Genomic DNA, 21865 nt, shown 5'->3' on the forward strand with positions numbered 1-21865 from the left:
CACCATTTTCAGCGCTATAGTAGAACTGTCTCCTCCAATTCGTTCTCCGAACATTGGATTACGCCCGCGAATACAACCGCGGGCTTTTTTTTGCCTGCGTTTTCCCTCATCTTCACCTTTCCTTAACTAAATCAAACGATTTAGTTATATCAATCGTTTGAGATATGTGATTAAATCTCCGGCATGATTGAAAAAAACGCCATCCCCACTTCCCACGCCGACGAAGGGCGCAAGCCCCGTTCCGACGGCGAACAGTCGCGCGAGCGCCTGCTGCATAGCGCCATCCGCCTGTTTGCCGAGCAGGGCTACGCCAAGACGTCCACGCGCGAACTGGCGCAGGCAGCCGGCACGAACGCGGCGGCCATCAGCTATTACTTTGGCGACAAGGCGGGCCTGTACCGCGCCGCCTTCGCCCAGCAGTCGCCGAACCCGCAAGACAATATCGCCCTGTACGAACAACCGCATTTCACCTTGCGCCAAAGCCTGGAAGGCTTTTATGCGCAGCTGCTCGCCCCCATGCAGCAGGGCGAGATCGCGCGCGACTGCATGCGCCTGTGGTGCCGCGAAATGCTCGAACCGACGGGCCTGTGGGCGCGCGAAATCGACCAGAATATCCGCCCCGAGCACGAGGCGCTCACGCGCGTGCTGGCGCGCCACCTGGGCGCACCCGACGACAGCGACGACATGCACCGCCTGGCCTTTTCCATCGCTTCGCTGGCCCTGCAGCACATGGTGGGCGCCGAGGTGCTGCAAACCCTGCGCCCGCAACTACTGGAATCGCCGCAGGCCATCGACACCTGGCTGGCGCGCATGACCGACTACGCGCTGGCCATGGCCGACGTGGAGCGCCGGCGTATGGCCGTCCCTCCCTCTACCCCTACCGCTCAACGACAAGCAGAAGGACCAGCATGACGACTATTCGATGCACCGTTCAACGTGTCCTGGCCGCCAGCATCGTGCTGGCGCTGGGCGGTTGCGCCCTGCAGGGGCCGCCCGCAGCGGTGGCCGCCAGCGCACCCGTGCAGTGGCAGGCGCCACTGCCGCATAACGGCAAGCTGACGGACCTGGCCAGCTGGTGGCAGGGCCAGGGTGACAGCCTGCTGGTGGAATTGATCACCGACGCGCAGCAAGTCAGCCCCACCATCGCCGCCGCCCGCACGCGCATCGTGCAGGCGCGCGCGGACAGAGTCGCCAGCGGCGCCGCGCTGGCGCCCACGCTCGATGCGACGGGCAGCGTGGTGCGCACCAGCCAGCAATCGGCCCAGCCCGGCGGCACCACCTCGCAGGCCGCGCTGCAGGCGTCATGGGAAATCGACGTCTTCGGCGCCAACCGCGCCACGCGCGATGCGGCGCAGGAGCGCTACGACAGCGCGCGCGCGGGCTGGCATGAGGCCCGCGTCTCGGTGGCCGCCGAAGTGGCAAACCAGTATTACGCCTTGCGCACCTGCCAGCAATTGCAGGCAGTGTCCGAACAGGATGCCGTCTCGCGCCGCGACTCGGCACGCCTGACGGAGCTGAGCGCCGGCGCCGGCTTCCAGCCGCCCGCCAACGCCGCCCTGGCCCGCGCCAGCGCCGCCGAAGGCGCCAGCCGCGCCATCGAACAGCGCGCCGCCTGTGACGTGAATGTCAAGGCGCTGGTGGCCCTGTCGGCCATACCGGAAGCGTCGCTGCGCGAGAAGCTGGCGGCCAGCCCGGCCATCCTGCCCTCGCCCGTGGCGATTGCGGAGCTGCCGGCGCAAACCCTGGGCCAGCGTCCCGACATCTACAGCGCCGAACGCGAAGTGGCGGCCGCCAGCTTTGAAGTGCGCGGCGCGCAGGCGCAGCGCTACCCGCGCCTGAGCCTTTCCGGCTCCATCGGCAAGGGCAATCTCCGCGCCGGCGGCACCAGCATCACGGCCAGCACCTGGAGCATCGGCCCGCTGGCCGTCAGCCTGCCCATTTTCGACGGCGGCACCCGCCGCGCCCAGGTCGATGCGGCCACGGCGCGCTACGACGAAGCCGTGGTGAAGTACCGTGCCGGCGTGCGCCAGGCCGTGCGCGAAGTGGAAGAAGCGCTGGTCAACCTGGCCAGCACGGACGCGCGCAGCGGCCACGCGAAAACGGCCCTGGAAGGCTACCGCGTGTCGTTTGTCGCCACCGAGGACCGCTACAAGAATGGCCTGGCCAGCCTGATCGAACTGGAAGACGCGCGCCGCACGCGCCTGGCCGCCGAAAACACCGTGGTCAACCTGGAGCGCGAACGCAGCGCCGCCTGGGTGGCGCTGTACCGCGCCGCCGGCGGCGGCTGGAACAGCAGCAGCGCCATCGCCAACAACGCCCCCTGACGGATACGACAACATGAAAAAAATGACCTTGAAACCGATGACGCTCGCGCTGGCCGCCCTCTTTATGGTGCTGGGCGCCGGCGTTGCCCTGTACTCCCCTTCTTCCACGGCGGCCGACGACGCCAAGGATAAGAACACGGCGCAAAAACCGGCGCTCACCGTCACCACGGCCAAGCCGCAGACGGCCAGCCTGCCCATCAAGCTGAAGGCCAACGGCAACGTGGCCGCCTGGCAGGAAGCCGTCATCGGCAGCGAATCGAACGGCTTGCGCCTGACGGATGTGCGCGTGAATGTCGGCGACGTCGTGCGCGCCGGCCAGGTGCTGGCCGTGTTCTCGAACGACACGGTCAATGCCGATGTGGCGCAGGCGAAGGCCGCCGTGCTGGAAGCGGAAGCGAATGCCGCGGAAGCCGCCGCCAACGCGCAGCGCGCCCGTTCGCTGCAAAGCACGGGCGCCATCAGCGCACAGCAAATCAGCCAGTACCTGACGGCCGAACAGACGGCCAACGCGCGCATCGCGTCCGCCAAGGCGCAGCTGGCGTCGCAGCAGCTGCGCCTGAAATACACGCAGGTGGTGGCGCCCGACAGCGGCATCATTTCCTCGCGCTCGGCCACCGTCGGCTCCGTCGTGGGCGCCGGCACGGAACTGTTCCGCATGATCCGCCAGGGCCGCCTCGAATGGCGCGCCGAAGTGACGGCCACCGAGCTGCTGAACCTGAAAGCGGGCACCCTGGCGCAGGTCAAGGCTGCCAACGGCAGCGTCCTGACCGGCAAGGTGCGCATGATCGCCCCTACCGTCGACCCGCAGACGCGTTCGGCCCTCGTGTACGTGGACCTGCCGGCCAGCACCGACAACAATGCGCCGTTCAAGGCCGGCATGTACGCCAGCGGCGAATTCGAACTGGGCACCTCGGGCGCGCTGACGGTGCCGCAGCAGGCGATTGCCGTGCGCGATGGCTTCAGCTATGTCTTCCGCCTGAATGCCGACCAGCGGGTCAGCCAGATCAAGGTGCAGGCCGGACGGCGCCTGAGCGACCGCATCGAGATTTTAGGCGGCATCACGGCCGACACCACCATCGTCGTCAGCGGCGCCGGCTTCCTCAATGACGGAGACCTGGTGCGGAATGTTCAAAACCCGGTGGCAACCCCGGTCGCAGCGGCTGCCAAGCCGGCCGCAGCGAAAAAGTAAGGAAAAACCATGAATTTTTCCTCCCTCTCGATCAAGAATCCGATCCCGGCCATCATGCTGTTCGTGCTGCTGACCCTGGCCGGTCTGCTGGCCTACAAGGCCAATCCGGTGCAGGATTTCCCCGACATCGAACTGCCCATCGTCACCGTCAGCGCGGTGCTGCCCGGCGCCGCGCCGGCCCAGCTGGAAACGGAAGTGGCGCGCAAGATCGAAGATTCCGTCGCCACCCTGCAAGGCGTGAAAAACATCTACACCAAGGTGCTCGATGGCGTCGTCACGGTGACCGTCGAATTCATCCTGGAAAAGCAGATCGCCGAAGCCGTCAACGATGTGCGCGACGCCGTCGCGCGCGTCAAGGCGGACATGCCGGCCGAGCTGCGCGACCCCACCGTCACCAAGGCGTCCACCGCAGGCAGGGTGGTGCTGACCTTTATCGCCACGGCAAAACCAGGCGTCGACAATCCGCTCGACGCGCCCGACCTGTCGTGGTTCGTCGACAACACGGTGGCCAAGCGCCTCCTGACCGTGCCCGGCGTGGGCGCCGTCACCCGCGTGGGCGGCGTCTACCGCGAGATCCAGGTGGAACTCGACGAGGCGCGCATGGCCGCCTTGAAAGTGTCGGCCCTCGACGTCTCGCGCCAGCTGCGCCTGGTGCAGCGCGAAGCGCCCGGCGGGCGGGGCGACATCAGCGGCGCCGAGCAGTCGGTGCGCACCATCGCCACCGTCAAGACGGCGGATGAACTGTCGCGCGTGGAAGTGCCGCTGCCGGACGGGCGCCACGTGCGCCTGGACCAGGTGGCCACCGTGCGCGACACGGTCGCCGAACCGCGCGCGCTGGCCGAGCAGGATGGCAAGACCGTCGTCGCCTTTGAAGTGTTCCGCACCAAGGGTGCCAGCGAAGTGGCCGTCGCCAAGGGCGCGCGCGATGCCATCGCAGACCTGCAGAAGGAAAACCCGAATGTCGTGCTGCAGCAGTCGATCGACAATGCCTTCCCCGTCGAGGAAAACTTCGACGGCTCGATGGAGCTGCTGTACGAAGGCGCGCTGCTGGCCGTGCTGGTGGTGTGGTGGTTCCTGCGCGACTGGCGCGCCACCCTGGTGGCCGCCGCCGCCCTGCCCCTGTCCGTGATGCCAGCCTTCCTTGGCATCTACTGGTTCGGCTACACGCTCAACACCGTCACCCTGCTGTCGCTGGCGCTGGTCGTCGGCGTGCTGGTCGACGACGCCATCGTGGAAATCGAAAACATCGAGCGCCATCTGCGTATGGGCAAGTCGCCCATGGAAGCGGCCATGGAAGCGGCCGACGAAATCGGCATGGCGGTGATCGCCACCACCTTCGCGCTGGTGGCCGTGTTCCTGCCGACGGCCTTCATGAGCGGCATTCCCGGCCTGTTCTTCAAGCAGTTCGGCTGGACGGCCGTGCTGGCTGTGCTGGCCTCGCTGGTGGTGGCGCGCCTGCTTACGCCGATGATGGCAGCCTACATATTGAAACCGCTGCCGCACAAGGAAGAACAGGATGGCTGGCTGATGACGCGCTACCTGCGCGTCATGCGCTGGTGCCTGAACCACCGCGGCACCACGGCCATCGCCGCTGCCCTGTTCTTTGTCGGCGCCATCGCGCTCGTGCCCCTGCTGCCGACGGGCTTCGTGCCGGCCGCCGACCGCGCGCAGACGCAGATCAACCTGGAACTGCCGCCCGGCTCCACCCTGGGCGAAACGCAGGCCGTGGCGGCCCTGGCGCGCGATGCGGCCATGCGCACGCCAGGCATCCAGGGCGTCTTCAGTTCGATTGGCGGCGGCTCCAGCGGCGACGCCTTCGCCCCCGGCGCGGCTGCCGAGGCGCGCCGGGCCGTGCTGACCCTAACCACCGTGCACCGCACGGAGCGCAAGGAATCGATGGCGGGCCTGGAAACGCAGCTGCGCCACAAGCTCGATACGATACCCGGTGCGCGCTTCACAGTAGGGCCGCCCGACACGGGCGTCAAGATGCAGCTGGTGCTGCGCTCGGAAGACCCCGTGGCGCTGATGGCGGCGGCGCAAAAGGTCGAGCGCGAGCTGCGCGGACTGAAAGGCATCGGCAACGTCAATTCCAGCGCTTCGCTGGTGCGCCCGGAAATCATCGTACGCCCTGATTTTGCCAAGGCGGCCGACCTGGGCGTGACGGCGGCAGCCATCGGCGAGACGGTGCGCGTGGCCACGGCCGGCGACTACGATACGGACCTGACGAAAATGAACCTGCCCGAGCGGCAGGTGCCGATCCGCGTCAAGCTGCCCAACAGCGTGCGCGCCGACCTGGCCGCCATCGAACGCCTGACGGTGCCCGGAAAAAATGGTCCGGTGCGCCTGGCGAACGTGGCCAGCGTGACGATGGAAAGCGGCCCGGCGCAGATCGACCGCTTGAACCGCAGCCGCAACGTCACCCTCGACGTGGAACTCGGTTCGCGCACCCTGGGCGAACTGAATGAAGAAGCGCGCGCGCTGCCGTCGATGAAGAATCTGCCACCGTCCGTGAAGATCGCCGAACTGGGCGACGCACAGGAAATGGCATCGCTGTTCGCCAGCTTCGGCCTGGCCATGCTGATCGGCGTGTTGTGCATCTACTGCGTGCTAGTGCTGCTGTTCAAGGACTTCATGCAGCCGGTGACCATCCTGGCGGCGCTGCCGCTGTCGATCGGCGGCGCCTTCGTGGCCCTGCTGATCACGGGCAGCGCCCTGTCGATGCCGTCGATGATCGGCCTGATCATGCTGATGGGGATCGTCACCAAGAACTCGATCCTGCTGGTCGACTATGCGATCCTGGCGCGCCAGGCTGGCATGAACCGCTTCGATGCGCTGGTCGACGCCTGTCACAAGCGCAGCCGCCCCATTTTGATGACGACGATCGCCATGGGTGCCGGCATGATGCCGCTGGCGCTGGGCTGGGGCGCCGACCCCAGCTTCCGTTCGCCCATGGCCATTACCGTCATCGGCGGCCTGATCACCTCGACTTTACTGAGCCTGCTGGTGGTGCCGGCCGTGTTCACCTATATCGACGACCTGGAGCACCTGCTCAAGCGCGGCATGGCCAGACTGCGCCGCCAGAAGGCGCCGCTGCGGCGCGATGACAAGGTGGCGCTGGAAAAATAAGCGCCGCCACCGTTTGCAAAATCGCCCCCTGCGGGCAAGGAAGCGAAGGACCGGCCGCCAGGCCGCGCTCCCTCGCTTCCATCTATCTGGCATACTGCGCCCATTCTCCATGAACGCAATCTGCCCTGCCTATGAATTACCGCACCCCGCTCGCCCTGTTAATGGTATCCGCACTGCTCGGCGCCTGCTCGGACAAGACCGCCCCCGCCAGCGCCGACCTGGCGGCTGACGTGGCAGCAGATGTCCCTGCCGCCGCAGCCGACACGGCATCGACCGAACACGTGCCGCCGCCGGCCGCCACCGCGCCCAGGACAGAGGCGATGAACACGCCGCAAGCGCGCGAGCTCGAAGTGGGCATGATGCGCGCCGTCTTCGGCAAGGACTACCGCAACGACAGCGACGATGCGCTGGCCGACCTGTCCGATCCGGACAACCACGTCGACAAACTCAGTTACGTGGTCAGCGCCATCAGCCACAAGCTGCTGCCCGATGGCCGTGCCATCCTGGTGGCGAATGCGGAAACGGCGAACACGGAAGGCACGGCCGAATCGGCGCATGCCTCGCCGGGACTGCTGAACGTGTTTTTCCTGGCGCCCAAGGGCCAGCCGGAAGACGGCCAATGGCAAGTCGTGAAACGCCTGGAAAACATCGCCACCCTCGGCTCCTCAGGGCAGCTGGGCGAAGTGCACTGGGTCATGCTGGGTGCGAACAAGCCGGGACTGGCGATCCGCCATGGCTACACGGGCCAGGGTTACACCATCACGCAACTGGCCCTGTTTGAAATCGGCGATGGCAAGGTGACGGCGATCGATGGCGGCATCGACCTGTATTCGGACAATATGGGCGCCTGCGGGCCTGACACGGACGAGTGCTGGATGGTCGACGGCAAGTGGCGCTTCGCTCCCGCGCGCAATGGCGGCGCCTACGACGATCTGCTGATCGATTTCAAGGGCGCCTCAGAGAAGATCAAGCCGGGCGTCACGGTCAAGCCGGACGAAGACCCGCCGCGCATCGCCACGCCCCTGAACGGCCACGCGCGCTATGGCTTCGATGGAAAGGGATACAAACTGATCGAGGGCAAGAACACGGTGCCTGGCGTCTGAGCCAGGCACCGGTGGTAAAAAATCAGCGGCGCGCCGCCTCCAGGCGCGCCAGCAGCGGCGCATACATGGCACGCGTATGGCTGCTCCAGCGGGCCATGGCGCTGTCGATATCGAGCAGCAGGCGTTCCGACAATACCTTGTCGCCCTGCTGCAGCGCCCAGATCGCGCACTCGGCGCGGCACTCGAAGCTGTTGTAGCGCGCCAGCGCATCGTCGAATTCCGCCTTCGCCTCCGGCTGGCGCCCGCTTTGCGCCAGCGCGCGCGCCGTCAGCAGGGACACCATCTCGGGACGGAAATGGATATCCGTGCGACGGATGAACTCCAGGTGCGTCAAGGCCTCGGCGCCGCGCCCGCATTCCAGGTAGGCGCGTGCCGCGCCCAACCGAATTTCCAGGTCCGAGGAAAACGCACCCTGCAGACAGGCTTCATACGTCGATGCAGCTTCCTGCGCATCGCCCGCTTCCAGCTGCGCGCTGGCCAGGCGCATCTGGTTTTGCGCCGTCGGCGTGTACTCGAAAGCGGCTTTCGCCTCGCGCAGTTCCCGGTTCGGATCGAGCACTTGCACGGCCACCGACGCGACCTTGCGCGCGCCTTGCGGCAGGCGCGAATTGGGCAGGTAGATGGCGAAGAAATACACCACGCTGCCCAGCAGCGGGAACATGAATAAAATGAGCAGCCAGTACAGCTGCTGCCCGTTGCGCACCACGTGAATCGCAAAAAATACCGCGATCAGGATGTGGATGCCTATGCCAAAAATCGTCATGTTACAACCTCGTTCGTGACGGGAGCCGCTGGCACCATGCCGCCGCTTTCCCTGGCTCAATATTACACCGGCCACCACGGCAAGCCCGCCGGGGAGACACGCGAACGGCGAAAAAAAAGCAGGACAGCCGCGAGACCGTCCTGCTTTCCTGGCGCGCCTGTGGGCGTCAGAACGTGCTGATGGCGTTCAGGAACCAGCCCCGGCTGCGGTACGACAGATCCGTCAAATCGTCCGAGAAGGTCGTGAAGTTGTAGCCGATGCCGATCTTGGCGTGCTTCGCCACATGCCGGTAGACGCCGACCAGGGCGCCGGCACGCGCATCGCCCGCCTCGCGCGCCTTCAGCCTGCGTCCCTCGATCAAGGCATCCCACTCCTTGACGATATGGAAGTCGGCGCGCAGCACCAGCAATTCCGCGCGGCTGGAAAACCACTCGCCTTGCGTCTTCGACGCGCGCAACTGGCCCGTGCGCACGCCGAATTTCCCGCCCAACGACAGCCATGGCCGCACGTCATACGTCGTATCGACATTCAGGATATGGCTTTTCTGCGTATAGTCGAGCACCCCGCCCGTGACGCCGTCAACCTGGCCTGGCGATGGCAGGTTATAAAAGTACGTGTACTTGAACAGGGTATTCCAGCGGTCGTTGTCGACCGGGCGATAGGCCGCCCCCGTCACCACTTCCGTGTAGTCGCCATCGTAGAAGGCCCCCCGCGTGGAGCTGCTGCGCGACAGGTTGAATTTCCCCAGCAGGCGCCAATCGCGGTCCAGCTGGTAGCTCAGCGCATTGCGCGTCAGCCACACCTTGCGGTGTTCGCTGTTCGCGTCCGTGACGCAGCCGCCGTCAGCCGGCATGGTGGCGCAACTGCCATCGACCGTCCCCAGCGACTTCGTGCGGTCCGTGCGGAACTCCAGCGCACTGGAAAACTTCAGCCGCTCGTAGGCATATGCCGCCGTCAGGCCGATGGCGTCGCGCTTCAAGTCGCCCGACAGGGGATTCGACAGCGTGCCCGTCTCGAACTTGATGCCCGTGGTCCAGCGCTCGGTGGGCGCCAGGTCCACGCCGAACGCGTGCGTCAGGCTTTGCGGCCCCGCGCCATTGCCCCAGCGGCTTTCCGCAAACAGGCCCGCCTTGTCGTTCAGGCGGTAGCGGCTGCCCGCCGTCAAGGTAGACTGGCGGCCGCTGTAGTTCACATCCGGCGATTCCGTCTCCATGCGGTAGTTCAGGTAAACGCTGCTGCGTTCATCCATCTGCATGTTGCCGAACAGCTGGCCGCCCGCGCCGCCGCTGCCGCCCGACGCTTCCGCCCCCAGGCGCAGGCGTTCGCTCACCTGGTAGGTGCCACCCAGTCCCGCGCGGTCATTCAGGGCGCGGTTGCCGCTGCGCGACAAGGTATGCTGCACGAAGCCGTACATATCCCACGGCGCGTACAGCAATCCTGCCACGCGCGCCGAGGCCACGCCGGAAGCGAGCGTGGTGTCGGGGCCGTACTGCGGACCGCCAGCCATGCCTGCCTCGCGGCCCTGCGTCACCAGCTGGCCCGTGATGCCGCCTTCCAGTCCCGGCTGCGGCACGGCGTTCGACGCCGGTGTCCTTTCCAGCGCGCCATCCCGGGCTTGCTGGCCCTGCTGCAATGGCCGATAGTCGACGCGCAGCACGACGTCGCTGCGCCCGCCATCCTGGCTCAGGATGGCGCTGGCATTGTCCCTGCCCATCGCATTGTCGCGGCGGTCGTGCCGCATGCCAGCCGACACGCCCCACTCGGCATCGAGCTTGTGGCGCAGCGCCGCTTCCACGGCGCGCGCATCCTGGCTGGTGGCCGTGCGGTCATCCGCCTTCAGCGACACTTCCGTGCGCTCGCCCAGCGGCACGGTCGCCGCCAGGCCCGTTTGCCGCACGGCCTCGCCGTTCAGGGTCTGCATGCCCGGTCCCGCGTAACCGGCTTCGCGGTCCTGCCAGTAGGCGGCGATGCGGCCGCGCGCCGCGCCGCCCAGGTCGGCCAGGTCCAGCGCGCCGTCGAAGCGCTTCGCGTTGGCGGGACGGCCGCCCGCCGTCGTCTGGTTGAAATCGAAGCCGCCGCTCGATGAACTGAGCACGCTGCTGGCGTCGCCGCTGGAACGGGCCGCCTCGGCCTTGATCCAGGTACCCGGCCTGTAGCGCAAGGTCAGGTCCAGCTCCTTGAGAGTCTGGTCCGAACCCTGTTCGCCCTGGTGATAATTGCTGGCCCCGATGCGCACATGGTCGTTGAACCAGTGGCTGGCGCGCACGCCCACCGAGGTGCCGGAAATGGCGCTCAGACCCGGCACATACTCGTACGTCGCCACCAGGTACACGGGGTTGCCGCTCAGGCTCGCGCTTTGCACCAGCGCGCCGCCATCGGCCACAGAGGACAGCGGCGAGCGCAAGGTCAGGCGTCCCTGCAGGTAGTTGATTTCATAATCCTGCGAAGGCGTCAGCTGGATGCGCTCGATCACCAGGCCCGAATCCTTGTCGCGCACTTCCACCCACAGGCGTTCCGAGCCCTGCGTCAGGTCCAGGTGGCGCAGATAGTATTGCGAACCGCCCGTGCCGCGAAATTCCTCGCGCGACTGCAAGGTGCCCGGCGAAGCGGCAAAGACGTTGACCGTGCTGGCCTTTTCGCCATGGCTGGTACTGGCGGCGCCATTCCATAACAGGTTGGCGCCATACAGGCCGCGGCTGTACTGGGCCAGTTCCGAGCCGCTCCAGGTGGTCTGGAAATTCCCCCACATGACGGACGAATCGCCTTTTTCCAGGCGCACGTAAAAGCGCCCCTGGGTAGGCGCATCGTCGACGGTGGTGCTGTCGTCGCCGTACACGGGATAGTATTTGTCCGGATCGATGCGGCGCAGCAGGTAGTTCGGGTCCTTGCTCTGGAAATTGTGGAACAGGTCGCGCAGGGGCTGCTCGCGCGTGTCGGCGCTGGCCGTCAGCAGGTAGTCGCCCTTGATCTTGCCCTTCAAGTAAAACGCGCCGCGGCCATCGGCCCAGGTCTCGTTTTTATAGTGCTGCGTGTCGCCCGTGACCAGTTCCGCCGGCCCTTTCGTGCGGTCGCGGCCAATGGTCAGGTCGGCCAGCGCCACATAGAACCAGTCGCTGTCGGCGATGTTCAGGTTGCGGCGGAAGGTCATGCCGGCCCCGCTGCCATCCTTCACGGCCACTTCCACCGTATGCGGGCCAGGACGCATGATCTGGCGCATGGCGAACTTGCCGCTGGCGTCGACCGGCACGACCATGCCCAGCGCCGTCACCTGCTGGCCAGGCTTGACCTTCTCACCGCTGATGGTGACGCTGCCGCCCGCTGCATCGATATTGCGCAAGATCAGGCTCGACTCGCCCCAACCGGCCAAGGCATCGCCGCCGGCCTTCCTGCCCGGCGCTTCGGGCGGCGCCGCATCGAGCAGGCGCAGTGGCTGCAAACGCGTCTCGTCGAACTTGCCGCCTGCGTCGTACACGCGCAGCAGGTAGCCGATCTGCTCCGGCGCATCGGCCGGCGCCTGCCAGGCCGTGACTTCGCCCATCGTCGCGGGCACGATGGCGAATGGCTGCTCCTGCGTGCTCTGTCCCTTGGCGAAGATGCGGATCTCGGCGCGCTGCTGGAAAAATGCGTAATTGGTGTACGTGCCAAAACGCACGGGCACCTGGCGCTGCGCATAAGGCGCCGCCAGCCAGACATTCAAGGCCGGCGCGACGTTCAGGGGGTCGTACTTCACCTGGATGTCGGAACGCTCCAGCGCCACGTCGACGCAGCGCTGGCGGTCCGCCTCCTGCTGCGGCGTATCGGTGTCCTGCACCACGCCGTCTATGCTGATGGAGAAGGCCGCATCGCGGTTGGCCACCTGGCTGGCGACGGCGCAATCGTCGACCTGCACCACCGTCTCGATGCGCTTCGGCGGTGCGGCGGCGACAGCCGGCAGTTCGACGGCTTCCTCGTACCAGGCACGGATTTCCGTTCGGCGGTTCTGCGCCATGCCTTGCGGCGTGGCGTTCGACGCGATCGCTTCGCTCTCGCCCTTGCCGCTGGCGGAAAAGGCCGATGCCGGCAAGTCCAGTGCACGCATCAGATAGGCCGTGACGGCCAGCGCGCGCGCCTCCGACAGATGCTGGTTGGTCGGGAAAGTCGGCTTCAGCCAGGCGGCGATGCGCTGGTTGTCCGTATGCCCGATCACCTGCACGCGCACCTTCTGCTTGCCGCGCAAACGTGCGGCCAGCGCGTCAAGCCGGGCCGTGGCGGCCGGCAGCAGCACATCGCGGCCGGACTCGAAATTGGTGCCCGACAGCAGATCGTCGAAGGTCACGCTCTGCTGCGCCGGCGTGGCCGGCGGCACCGCTTCCAGGATCACGCGGCGCTCGGCGCGGCTCAGGCCAGACGGCGCCAGGCCGCTGAAAGCGGGCGACTCCTGCTCGCCGCTCGAGGGTTGCTGCGCCCCCATGCTGTGGCCCCGGTCCAGCATTTTTCCCCGCAGCGCGTGCTCGTCTGCCGTTTGCGCATGCGCGCCCAGACAGACAAAGCCTATGCTGCCGAGCAAATACACGAGCCGCGTGGGGGCCGGCCTGGCCGCCGCTTTGAAGGTGCCTTGATTGCTAACGTTCATGGTCATTTTCGGTTTCATTGTGCGCCCTCGATCTCGATGACGAGGGGATATTCGTTTTGCAGTGCCTGCCAGCGCGCCTGCATCTCGCTTTCGATCGCCTTGCTGCGGCGCTGCGCCAGCGCGGCATCGCCGCCAGCGGCATACGCGATGCGCAGTACCGATGGCTTGGCGCGCAGGCTGGCCACCAGTCCTTCGATGCGTCCGGCCCATTCCGGCTGCAAGGCCGTTTCGCCCGCGACGAATGCGGCGTCGCTCAGCTCAAGACGCACGACACGGTGGATGGTGGCGCCGAAGTTCAGCTTGACCACCTTGCCTCGGGTCAGGCGCACATCGCGCGGGTTTTCCGTCGTGACGCGGTAGCCGCTCGGCAGGGTGCGGTCATCGAGCTTCATGACGAAGTTCGAGCCGCGGTCCGCATTCGGAATCGCCGGACAAGCCACGTGGAAGCGTCCTTCCGCATCCGTCGTCACCAGCAAGCCGCGCGCCGTCGCCATACGCACGCCGGCAATGCCCGCTTCGCCGTCATCCAGGTAGCCATTCGCGTTCCGGTCGTCGAACACCTTGCCGATGATGTCGGGACAATCGAAAGTGGCATCCGGCACCACGCGCACCGTGGCGGTAGCCAGGTTGGAAATACGCGTCTCGTCCGTCGCTGCCCAGGCCTGGTTGACGTATTCGCCATCGCCAACGCCGCTGCCCACCATCAGCATCAGCTTGTAGGTCTTCTTCTCCTTCGGCGCGAAACCGCTTTCCTTCCAGCGCAAGCTGCGGCCATCGACGACAGGTTCCGCCGGCACCCCGTTGCGGGTCGCGCTGCCGACGCGGTACTTGAAGCCGGCCGGTATCAGATCGCGCACCTCCATCGCGCCCAGGGTCGCCGCCTGCGGATTGCTGGCCGTGATCGTGTACGGCACCAGGTCGCCGCGCGTGACGTTCAGCATCGGCGTCGTCTTCGTCACCATGATGCTGTCGCTGCCCAGCGGGTCGAGCGGGATATGGTTGTTCAGGATCGGAGCCGAACCGCCATTCGTGATGACAAAGCTCAGGTAATACTGCGTGGTCCTGGCGCCTCCGGCGATCAGTCCCGTGCAGTTGTTCGGATCGAGTTCCATCTTCGTCGTCAATGCCGGCGCCAGCTCGCTGGCCTGGATAAAGGCCGGATCCGGCACCAGGCCCACCGTCAGTGGTCCCTTGCAGGCCGGCAGGCTGCCGGACGGCGCCAGCAGGTAATTCGCCGGCGCCACCACGCTCAGCGTATACACACCGCTGGGGAAGCCGTTCTGCAGCAGGAACTGGTACATGCCGTCGCTGCCCACGGTTTGCATCTGCTCGGCAATACCACCGACCAGGTGCGTGGCGCTGTCAAAACCGGCAGGGCCGCTGATCGACACCACGGCGCCAGCCACCGGCTTGCGCGTCACGGAGTCGTACACCACGCCGGCCGGATCGAGCGGCAGATTCTGCTCGACGACACGGTCGCCGTCGCGCAAGGTCAGGTTGGTGATGCGGCTGCCGCCTGGCACCACCACGCCTTCGCCCCCCGTCGACACGGGCACATTCGGCATGTTGTTGCCATCCTTGAGGAAGGTGATCGCATAGCCGGAACCCGTCGGCAAGCCGCTCGCCTCGTAGCCGGGGCAATGCAGGTTGTCGAACTGGTAGAAGCCTTTCTCGTCCGTGATGGCGCGGCAGATCAACTTGCCTTCCTGGTGCAGCTCGGCCGTCCAGCCGGCCACGCCAGCCTGGCTGCCGTCGAGCGGACGCACGCGGCTGCCGTCGCGGTTCAGCCATACGTAGCCGTTGATGATGGGCGGCTTCAATTGCGGGATGCCCTTCTCGCCGAACAGATAGCCGCGCATGTCGTCGCCCGCCGCCAGCCTGATGCCGGTGATCGTATCCTTGTTGCCCACGCCGACAGGCTTGCTGGCGTTGGCCGTGCCCACCGATCCTGGCAGCACCGCCGTCTTGCCGTCCACATAAGCGGCCGGCTGCGTTTCCGTCAGGGTGTAGCCGGCGGCGTCGCTGACCGGCACCGTGTCGAACAGATAGCTGCCGTCGGCGCCCGTCAGCACGCTCAGTTTGACGGGCTTGCCATCGACGGACGTGCCGCTCAGGACCACCGTCACGCCGGCAATGCCTGACTCGCCATCGTTGCGGATGCCGTCGTTATTCAGGTCGGCATACACCACGCCGCCGATCTTGCCCAGCATATGGCGTTCGCCAAACAGGTAGCCGCTCGCCTGCGTCGCCACCGGCAGCACGATGTCGCCGATCGTGTTGTGTTCCGGCGCCGCGCCGAAGCTGGCGTTGTTGACCTTGCCGCCGGCGCTGCCGGCCGTTTCGCGGCCGTCGAGATACACGGCAGGCTGGCTTTCCAGCAGACTGTAGGTACCGGCAGGCAGGCCGTCGAAGCGGTAGCTGCCATCGCTTCCCGTCACCACCGTACGGGTCAAGCCGTTCGCGCCGCGCACAGTGATTTCAATGTCGGCGATGCCCGCTTCCCCCGCGTCCATGGCGCCGTTGTCGTTCAGGTCGCGATACACGAAACCCCGCAACGACGACACCTGTTCGCGGAAATCATAGCCGCTGCCATTGCCCTGCGGCGGCAGGACGATGCCGCTGACGACATCCGCCACGCCGGTACCGACCGGTTTGCCGTTGATGCTGCCGACAAAGGTACCCGTCGCACCCGGATAATTCCCCAGGCCGGCCGGTTGCGTTTCAGTGACCGTGTAGCCGGCAGGACCCGATGGATACAGGCCAGGGAAGGTGTAGCTGCCATCGGCGTCCGTGACGACGGTGACATTGACCGGCTTGCCGTGGCTGTCGATGCCGCTCAGCGTCAGGCTCACGCCCGGCAAGCCTTCGCCCTTCTCGTAGCTGCTGCTGTCGTTCGCATCGCCGTACACGCGGCCGGAAATACTCGCCGCCTGCAATTCGCCGAAGTCAAAGCGCGTATGGCTCTTCGCCGCATCGAATGGAATGCGCGCGATGGTATTGGCCGTGCCGATGTCGCAGGCCGGATTGGCGCAGGCGGCGGCGCCGTCGATCAGGCCCTTGCGCTGGCGTCCGTCCAGATAGGCGGCCGGCTGCGTTTCCACCAGCGTATAGCCGGCCGCATTCGCGTGCGGCAGGTCACGCAAGCTGTAGCTGCCGTCGGCGGCCGTGATGGCCGTGCGGTTGACCGGCGTCACGCCATCGCGGGCGATGCCGGTCAGGGTGATGGTAACGCCGGCGATGCCCGCGGTTTCACCCGCATCGCGCACGCCATTGTCGTTCGCGTCGACGTAGACGGCGCCGCTGATGGCGCCTGTCTTCTCGCCGAAATCGTAGCCCGTCAATTGCGCGCCTGGCGCCAGCGCGATGGCGCTGACCACGTTGGCCACGCTGGCATTGCCGCCGCCATTGCCGGCCGCCTGGCCCGCATCGGCGTAATTGACCGGCTGCGTTTGCGTCACGGCATAGGTACCGGCGAGCAGGCCGTCGAAATGGTAGGCGCCGTTGGCATCGGTCAGTACCGTCACGGGACCGCCTGCGCCACCGGTCAGCGTCAAAGTCACGCCCGCCAGCGGCGTGTCGCCGCTGCCGGCTGCGCCATTGCCGTCGACGTCGAGGTAGACCTTGCCGGCGATGCTGCCCGTCAGTTCACCAAAATTGTAATCGCGCGCGCTGCCGCCGTTCGGCAGCACGATGCCGTTGAACTGGTCGAAACGGGGCGCACTGCCGCCGATGCGGCCTGTCGCGACGCCATTGACCGTGCCCACGCTTTCCGCGCCATCGAGGTAGGCGGCAGGCTGGGTTTCAGCCACGGCATAGCCGTTGCCGTCGCTTTGCGGCAGGCCCGTGAAGCTGTAACCACCGTCGGCCGCCGTTTGCAGCGTGCACAAGGCAGGCACGATCACGCTGCAGACGTCGAAGCCGTCCGCCGTGGTGCCCGACAGCGTGACCGTCACGCCGGCGATGCCCGTCTCGCCCCCATCCTTGCGGCCGTTGCGGTTCACATCGATATACACGTAACCGGACAGCGATTGCGCCACGCCGCCAGCCGCGCCTGGCGCCTGGCCGAAATGGTAGCCCGTCGCCGTGGCGCCGGGCAGCAGCACGATGGCGCCGGCAGTCCGGATAGCCGCACCCGGCACGCCCGTGCCAGGCACGCGCACGGCGCCGTCGATCAGGCCACCGAGGCTGCCTGCCTGCGCACCCGTGTGATACAGGCTGGCCGGCGGCGTGACCGTCACGGCATAGCCGGCAGCGTCGCTCGGCGCCAGGCCGGCAATCAGGTAACTGCCGTCCGCACCCGTCTGGAAGGTGCAGCTCGGCACGGCAATGCCCGGACAGACGGGATGACCGAGATGGTCGTTGCCGCTCAGGGTCAGCGTGACACCGGCCACGCCCGTGCTTTCGCCGCCCTGGCGCACCGCATCGCGGTTGCTGTCCATGTAGACGCTGCCGGCAATCGACGCCAGCGCCAGTTCGCCGAAATTGCGCTCGGTGTAGCTCAGGCCCGGTTCGATGCTGCCGATGACGATGCCTTCCGGCGCGGCGCGTCCCGCGCTGTTCGCCACGACATTGCTGGCGCCATTCTGCTCCTTGCCATCCGCATGGCCGGCAGGCTGGGTCAGTTCGGTCACCGTGTAGGATTCTCCCAGACGGCTAGGCGGGACATTCGTGAAGCTGTATTTGCCATTGGCGTCGGTGGTGGCCGTGCACGCGCTGCCCATCGCGGCGCACACGTCGGCGCCCCAGAAGGTCAGTCCGGAGAGCTTCACCTGCACGCCGGCGATGCCATTTTCGCCCACCTCGCGCAAGCCGTTGTTGTTCTTGTCGGCGTACACGTAGCCGCTGATGGCCGCATGCGCGTACTCCTGGAACAGGTAGCCCGTCGCCGCCGTATTCGGTGCCAGCACGATCTGGCCGATGGTGTTGTGCGCCGCGCTGGCGGAACAGTTGGCGCCGTTGTCGCAGCTGGCCGGCGGCGCCGTGCCACCGGCCGTGCCCGCGACTTCAAACAGGTCGGCGTAGCTGGCCGGCTGTGTCTCGACGAGGGTGTAGCCGCCGGCCGCGGAGCGCGGCAGACGGTCGAACAGGAAGTCGCCGCTGCTGGTACTGAGGGTCAGCGGCGCGCCCGCCGTGCCGATATCGTTGCCCCAGAAATCCTGGCCGTACAGCGAGAACGTCACGCTGCTGGTGATTTTTTCACCGGCATCCATGCCGTTGCTGCGGTTCGCATCGTTATACACGGAGCCGGCGATGCTCGATTTGACGATCTGCACGTCGACGCTGGCACTGTTGTTGCCGGCGTTCGGATCGCGCGAGGTGCCCGGCGTCGGCACGATGCTGGCGGTATTCGTGATGTTGCTGGCGAACGGTCCCGCATAGGCCGGGTAAGGCGCCTTCACGGGGATGGAGATGCTGACCAGGTTGGCCGTGTCGGCTGCGCCCGATGCAATCGGCAGCACGCCCAGCGTGCAGGTCACGGTGACCGGCGAACCGCTGCTGACGCAGTTGTTCAAGGCCAGCGCAGCACCCGAGCCAAGGCGTGCCGTCGGTGCGCCCGTCAGCACGAAGCCGGCCGGCAGCACGTCGGTGACGACCGTGCTGGCCGCCAGGGCGGGTCCCAGATTCCCCACCACCAGGGTGTAGGTAAAGGGCTGGTTGATGCTGAACGGCGATGCGGGCGAAACGGTTTTCGATACCAGCATCAGATCGGTCTTCGGCAGCACGGTGGTGGTTTCTTCCACCACGTTGTTCGTCGCCAGCTTGTCGCCGGCAAACGGCGCCGCGCCCGTTTCCAGCGATTCGACGCTGGCGTTGATCTTGTAGGTGATCGATCCCAGCGGCGCATTGCTGACGGGACCCGTATCGAATTTCAGGGCGAACACGCGGCTGGCGCCGCTGGACAGCGTGCTGTCGCCGGGCACGCTGGCCAGGTAGCACACCAGGTTTGTGCCCGCGCCGCCCGGCTGACTGCACGAGGCGCCGGCCGGCAAGGTGCTGCCGGCGGCATTCCACAGCATGGTATACGGCACGGCCGCGCCATTTTGCGGCGGCGGCACGGGCGTGATGACCAGCTTCAGGCCGGTGGCCAGCGACGGTCCATTGTTTTGGACGGTGACCTTGTACACGAGCGCATCGCCGAACGGGCTCTGTTCGTAGCCCGTATCGACGGCCGACACGCTCAGGTCCAGCTCTTTGCTGATCACGGTGACGGTGGTGCTGTTGCTGTTGTTGGCCGCGTTGCTGTCGTCGGTCGTCGTGCTGATGGTGGCGCTGCTGGCATAGGTCGCGTCGAGCGCATCGGGATACGGGAACACGGGGATGACCGAGAAGATCAGCTGGCGCGTCTCGCCATCACCGAGTCCAAAGGTCCGGCATTCGATGCCGGACTGTCCCGCATAGGGCGCGCCGCTGAAGGCGGGCACCAGCGTGCATTGCGCGGCGCTGCCCGCGATGCTGGCCGAGCCGGCCACATACGCCATGCGGGCCGGATCGATGACCTGGCGCAGCACCACATTGGCCGCGCTGCTGGGCCCATTGTTGCGGATCGAGGTGGTGAACACCAGCGGCACGCCGACGCGCACGGGATTCGGCGCACCGGCCATCGCCGTGACGCCGACGTCGGCCTGCGGCACCACGGTGACGGTGGCGCCGGAGCTGTTATTGGCCGCATCGGAGTCGATGGCATCCGGGCTCGATACCGTGGCGGTATTGAGCAAGGCGCCGTCCTTCAAGGGGCGATTGAGCGTGATGGTGATGGTGCGCGACGCGCCATTGCCCAGGTTCAGCAGCGTGCACGTGATGGTCGACGCAAAGCTGCAGCTTTCGCCTGCGCCGCTGCCGGCCAGCACGACGCTGCCGCCCGTGGTGCCGCCGCTGCCGTTGTACCAGTGCGGCAAGGCGTCGACCACCTTGACGGTCGGTGCGCTGTCCGGGCCAGCATTGCTGACCACCAGGGTATAGCTGAAGGTATTCGAGGCGGCCGGCAAGCTGACCAGGGACGCCGTCTTGACGATGGCCAGGTCGACATTCAACGGCGTCGATGTGACGCTGGCGGTGTCGCAATTGCCCGTGCTCGCATTGTCCGGCGGCTGGTGCGCCGACCCGGCGGCCATGCCGGTACAGGCGGTATTGCTCAAGGTGCCGGAAAACCCCGCTTGCGCGCGCGTGGTCAGAATCAGGGCAGGCAGTTTCGCGCCGCGCGCCAGGCTGCCGGAAATCGTGTAGGTGCAGGTCACCAGCTGTCCCGCCGCGCTGCACGTCCAGCCGGCGCCGCTGGCGCTCACATAGCTTTCTTGCGGCGACAAGGTATCGGTCACGGTCACGGTGCCGCTGGCGGCACTGGTGGAGGTGCTCGCATTGGTGACCGTGATGGTATTGGTGATCAGGCCATTGGCCGCAACCAGTCCTGGCGACTTGCTCTTGCTCAGGGTAAGGTGGGCGAATGGCGCGACGATGGTGTAGGTGGCCGAGGCGGGATTGTTCAAGCCGTCGAGCGGGGCGCTGCGTGCCACGTCCACCACATTCGCGCCGCCCGTCGCGCCGGTGGCGACGGTCAGCGGAATCAGGAACTTCGAAGAGGTGGCGCCCAGCGCCAGCGCGCCGACATTGCAGGTGATCGTCTGGCCAGCCTTGGCGCAGCCGGCCGGCAAGGTGCCGATCGTGAAATCGCCGGACACCGTCGTCTTCACGGTGACGCCGCTGGCATCCTGCGTGCCGCTATTGACGGCCCACAGGTTCAGGCTGACCGCCTCGCCCTGTGTCAACGAGCTCAGGCCGCTGGCGTTCGACACCAGGGTTTGCCGGGCATCGAGGTCGGTGCCCGGCTTGACCGTGACGATGACCTGGCTCGGTCCGTTGTTGCCGTCTTCCGGATCGCCGGTCTGCAAGTCGCTCGATGCCACCGACGCGCCGTTGGTGATGGTGCCGGCGATGCTCTTGACGATGCGCCCGCCGATCGTGATGGGGGGGGCTTGCTGCCCCACGCCGATGGCCGCGCCGCTGTAGGTACAGGTCAGCACGGTGCCCGAACGGGCGCATGCCCAGCCCGTGCCGGACGCCGACGCATAGGTAAAATCTGCGCTGGCCGGCAAGTTGTACGTGACCTTGAATTGCGATGCGCTGTCCGGACCGGCATTCGCCACGTCCACCCGGTAGCCCACCGTTGCGCCGGCCGCTGCCGTACAAGCGGCGGGACAACCGCTCAAGCCCGTCGTGCCGCTGGCGGCGACGCTCAGGTCCGCGCCCTTGATGACGGTGACCGTCTTGATCGAATCGTTGTTGAAACTGTTGCCGTCCGTGTCCACGTTGACAAAAGACACGCTGGCCTTGGTCACCACGGCAGACGCCGCCGAGCCCGTGCCGCTGAAATTGACCGTCCAGTTCGCGGTCTTGCCCAGTCCGCTGCGCGTGCAAGTGAGCAATTGCGGACTGGCTGCCAGATTGAAGGCGCAACCGGCCGGCGCCGTGCTCGACGCAAAATTCACATTGGCGGGCAATTCCACCGCCAGGCGCACGGTGCCCGTCGCATCGACCAGGTCCTCATTGTTCGTCACCACCACCGAAAAGCTGGCCTTGCCGCCGCGCGGCACGGGGTCCGGCGCCTGCAGGTAGGCGGAAACGGACAAGTCGATTGCCGCCGCCGACGCCGTTCCCGCCGCGCCAAGGGTGCAGAAACAGGCGACCAGCCATAACAGGCGCTGCAGGAGACCGCGCGGCCCTCCCCGCTTGCAGGAGATCAGACAGGAAAAG

8 protein-coding genes are annotated in these 21865 nt (G+C 66.6%); 5 read left to right on the plus strand and 3 right to left on the minus strand.

What is annotated here, in order from left to right; all coding sequences use genetic code 11:
• Window positions 1-183 precede the first annotated feature (183 nt).
• The 5 genes from OX460_RS12055 (at window position 184) to OX460_RS12075 (ending at window position 7742) form a co-directional block, all read left to right on the plus strand.
• Window positions 184-912, plus strand: a complete 729-nt coding sequence (locus tag OX460_RS12055) for a CerR family C-terminal domain-containing protein (RefSeq protein WP_289898750.1) — start codon at window positions 184-186, stop codon at window positions 910-912.
• Window positions 909-2324 carry an efflux transporter outer membrane subunit gene (locus OX460_RS12060; RefSeq protein ID WP_289898751.1) on the plus strand — a complete coding sequence of 472 codons (1416 nt, stop codon included), beginning with the start codon at window positions 909-911 and terminating at the stop codon, window positions 2322-2324. Before OX460_RS12055 ends, OX460_RS12060 begins: the two co-directional genes overlap by 4 nt.
• A 13-nt stretch (window positions 2325-2337) precedes the next feature.
• A complete protein-coding gene (locus tag OX460_RS12065) occupies window positions 2338-3513 on the plus strand; it encodes an efflux RND transporter periplasmic adaptor subunit (protein WP_289898752.1) in 1176 nt (391 codons plus the stop codon).
• 9 nt (window positions 3514-3522) lie between these two features.
• Window positions 3523-6639 carry an efflux RND transporter permease subunit gene (locus OX460_RS12070; RefSeq protein WP_289898753.1) on the plus strand — a complete coding sequence of 1039 codons (3117 nt, stop codon included), beginning with the start codon at window positions 3523-3525 and terminating at the stop codon, window positions 6637-6639.
• A gap of 131 nt (window positions 6640-6770) precedes the next feature.
• A complete protein-coding gene (locus OX460_RS12075) occupies window positions 6771-7742 on the plus strand; it encodes a hypothetical protein (protein ID WP_289898754.1) in 972 nt (323 codons plus the stop codon).
• Between the two features lie 22 nt (window positions 7743-7764).
• Here OX460_RS12075 and OX460_RS12080 read toward each other — a convergent pair whose 3' ends face one another.
• From OX460_RS12080 to OX460_RS12090, 3 genes are all read right to left on the minus strand, one after another.
• A complete protein-coding gene (locus OX460_RS12080; protein ID WP_289898755.1) occupies window positions 7765-8505 on the minus strand; it encodes a tetratricopeptide repeat protein in 741 nt (246 codons plus the stop codon).
• Between the two features lie 166 nt (window positions 8506-8671).
• Window positions 8672-13117: an OmpA family protein gene (locus OX460_RS12085; RefSeq protein WP_289898756.1), complete on the minus strand. Its 4446-nt coding sequence runs from the start codon at window positions 13115-13117 to the stop codon at window positions 8672-8674.
• 14 nt (window positions 13118-13131) lie between these two features.
• Window positions 13132-21741 (minus strand): SdrD B-like domain-containing protein, encoded by an 8610-nt coding sequence (locus OX460_RS12090; RefSeq protein WP_289898757.1) that lies wholly within the window; start codon window positions 21739-21741, stop codon window positions 13132-13134.
• Between the last annotated feature and the right edge of the window lie 124 nt (window positions 21742-21865).

The organism is Janthinobacterium sp. SUN033, from assembly GCF_030397595.1.
GTDB lineage: Bacteria > Pseudomonadota > Gammaproteobacteria > Burkholderiales > Burkholderiaceae_D > Janthinobacterium > Janthinobacterium kumbetense.